Here is a 252-nt window from a genome sequence, read left to right on the forward strand (position 1 = left end):
CCCTACTAGGATACGGGCGAGCTTTCCACAAAGTTTCATGATGGATTTCATTTTCTTAATCTTCTTCACTTTAACATTATTCGAGTGTAGGGCTTTAAACTCAGGGTTATTCATCACCAGACTCATGATCTTCCACGTTTGGAAAGAACAATTTGGCCTTTCCACTTCCCAGAGCTTGCTTCAGCGAGATGCAATCCTGCATGACGAAGGAGCGCATTCCCGTGAGCGAACCCACTCAGATCTCCAGCTTCT

At 45.2% G+C, this 252-nt stretch carries 1 pseudogene; it reads right to left on the bottom strand.

Annotation, left to right across the window (positions count from 1 at the left end):
* A pseudogene (locus tag N0M92_RS29280) lies at positions 1–252 on the bottom strand (transposase); the annotation flags it as partial.

It is taken from the genome of Peribacillus aracenensis, assembly GCF_025175645.1.
Classification (GTDB): Bacteria; Bacillota; Bacilli; order Bacillales; family DSM-1321; genus Peribacillus; species Peribacillus aracenensis.